At 64.1% G+C, this 2,775-nt stretch carries 2 protein-coding genes; both read left to right on the top strand.

Annotated elements, in window-relative coordinates; translation table 11 throughout:
* The first annotated feature begins 1,010 nt into the window (after positions 1 to 1,010).
* A complete protein-coding gene (locus tag AB0B91_RS64830) occupies positions 1,011 to 1,790 on the top strand; it encodes a transposase family protein (protein WP_358342960.1) in 780 nt (259 codons plus the stop codon).
* 217 nt (positions 1,791 to 2,007) lie between these two features.
* Positions 2,008 to 2,775: HAD family hydrolase (locus AB0B91_RS64825; protein WP_358342958.1), on the top strand; the 768-nt coding region annotated here is incomplete at its 3' end.

The raw sequence follows: 2,775 nt of genomic DNA, 5'->3' as shown, positions 1-2,775 counted from the left end.
CGATGGTGTCGCTCGCCTGACCTCGCCATGCGAGCGACACCATCATCTTGCCTTCAATGGTATTGTCATATGGAGTGCCGAAAATCGGTGCACGCCGACTCTTCCGGGCGAGAAGGCTCGCGGAGCGTTCGCTGGGGCGATGGAGTGCCCGAAAAGTTCAGTGGATACGTCGGAAAGAGGCAGCCGTCGTCAGGTGCGGGACCGGCGCCCCATATATGACCTGCCGCATCGGCAAAATGCTTTGCTGAGCCAAATTCGTGAAGACACATTCTCATCGGCAATTCAGGAAGCTCGTTCGACCCAGAGGCGCGCTACCGAGAGTGATCGCCCTCATTCTGTCAGCGCGTGCGGACGCGGACGGCGGCATGAGCGCGCGGCTGGTCAAGGGCGCGGACGAACGACATGAGCTGGATCAGAAGTCCGCGCGGGGGATCTTCCCCAGTTGGCAGGAACAGCCCAGGACCCAAGACTGGACCGCGTACTCGACTAGCTTTGTCCCGGCCGCGGCGATCGCTGTGCGACGAGTGTTGCTGAACGTGTCGGCGTCCCGTGTCATCTCTGCGCCGCTGCCGCAGCCTGGGAACGCCTGCCGGCCGACACCCGCCGGAAGATCGACGCTACGATCCGCCGTGGCACGATGACCGACCTAATGGCGGTGCGAGCAACTGACCCACCGATCAAACTGCCCGACGCGGCTGACCTCCTCGCGTTTCGTCACGCCGCCGGAGTCACCAGCGCCGCCGAGAGCCGGTAGAGCCGCGCGGCAGTTCATTGCGCCGGATGCGGCAGCAGAATGCACCGCGACGGTCGGACCATACTGGTGTGATGACAGATGACAGCGCGGTTCGACCAGGCATCGGCGGAAGCGGCCGAGGCGCGGTGACTGGGCTACTGCGATCGCCCTGGTTAGCAAGTTCGCCGAGTGTTCAGCCGCGACCCTAGCGATCCTCTAAGGGACGTCTCGTAACCCCGGTGTCTGTCCGTTGAGGATGGTCGGTCAAGATGCCTGGGTGCAGGTGATCTCGGCAGCCCGCCCGGAGTGGATCTTCCCGTTCACCGGGCTGCAGCCCGCCCAGTTCCGTACGCTGGTCCGGCTGGTCGCCGAGCGCGGCGGTGACGGCATCGCCGACGGCCGGCCGGGCCGGCAGTGGGCCCTCGACCTGCCGGATCGGGTGTTGCTGGTCGCCGCGTACTGGCGTACGAACCTGACGATGCGGCAGATCGGCCCGCTGTTCGGGGTGTCGCACTCCGCCGCGCACCGGGTCATCGACACCCTCGCGCCGCTGCTGGCCCTGGCGCCGGTGCGTAAGCGGCCGGTCGAGCAGATCGCGATCGTCGACGGGACGCTGGTCCCCACCCGCGATCACCGCCTGGCCGCCCGGAGCAAGAACTACCGCTACTCCACCAACCTGCAGGTCGCCATCGACGCCAGCACCCGCCTGGTCATCGCCGTCGGCGACCCGCAGCCCGGCAACCGCAACGACACCATCGTCTACCGCACCTCAGGCATCGCCGAGAAGCTCGACGGGCGGCCGGTGATGGCCGACGGCGGCTACCGCGGCAACCCCGAGGTGATCATCCCGTACCGCAAGCCCACCGACGGCAGCGACCTGCCGGACTGGAAGGAAGCCCTCAACGTCGAACACCGCACCGTCCGAGCAGGGGTCGAACACGCCCTGGCCAGGATGAAGTGCTTCAAGATCCTGCGCGACTACCGCCGCGCCGCCCACACATTGACCGACGCCGCGTCCGGCATCGCCAACCTCCACAACATCATCCTGGCCGGCTGAACGCCGGGCCGGTGCCGGGCAACGCCTCCACCCAGTTACGAGACGTCCCTTAGGGAGGCTTAGGTCTTGTCGAGCCTGTCTAGCGGTAGCGCCGTTACCGGCGCCTTCCGAAGCCGGGACCCACCTTCGCCCGGTTCACAATCCAAACGGGAGTAGACCCCGAATTTTGGCATGTCGCGCGGTCGATCTCGTGTTCCATATCGCGTATGGTCTATCCATGCATCGAGCGTCAGGGCGTCTTGCTGATGCGGTCATATTCGACTGGTCGGGAACGCTGGTCGATGAGATCGACGCCACGGCGGCAGCGCACGTTAGCGCGATCGCGCTCTTGGGCGGGGCGCCGCTGACTGAACACGAGTGGAAACAACGGGTTGGAGTGAGATGGATTGATCTCTATGTTGAGCAGGGGGTTTCGAGAAGGCGAATGCGACGCGCTGCGCAGACGTTCGAGCGCGAATACAAGAAGCGAATCGGTCGAGTTCATCCAATACCTGGCGCAGCAGAGGTTCTCGCCGAACTGCATTCGGCTGGCGTTCGGATGGCGGTTCTAAGTAATCAGCTACGTTCGTGTGTCATGAGCGCAGCCGAACGGTATGACTGGGCGAAATACTTCCAGGTCATCGTAGCCGCGTCGGGAACTTCGGCGCCGAAAGCGGACCCTGCAGCGCTTTGGGGGATCCTCAGGGACCTGGAAGCGGAACCCTCTCGCACGGTCATGGTGGACGACATGACCGAGGGTATCGCACTCGGCCGGACGGCCGGACTCGTCACGGTCGGCATCAAATCCAATCTGAAGCACAACCTGGAGGATGCGGACTATCGAATTAGCTACCTTAGTGAATTGACCAGCCTCGCTCCTCTAGTAGCCTACGGCGAGGGTGCGCAAAGGAGCCTCGGCCATGCTACCAAAGAGTACCGCGATCTCTACGAGAAGCGAGAAGCCCAGAAGAATGAGGGAGTAATCCGCAGAATCCCTGGTTGGTAC

It is taken from the genome of Nonomuraea sp. NPDC049141 (assembly GCF_040648415.1).
Classification (GTDB): Bacteria; Actinomycetota; Actinomycetes; order Streptosporangiales; family Streptosporangiaceae; genus Nonomuraea.
Note: the sequence above shows the minus strand (reverse complement) of the source record. Positions and strands in the feature narration are given on the sequence as shown.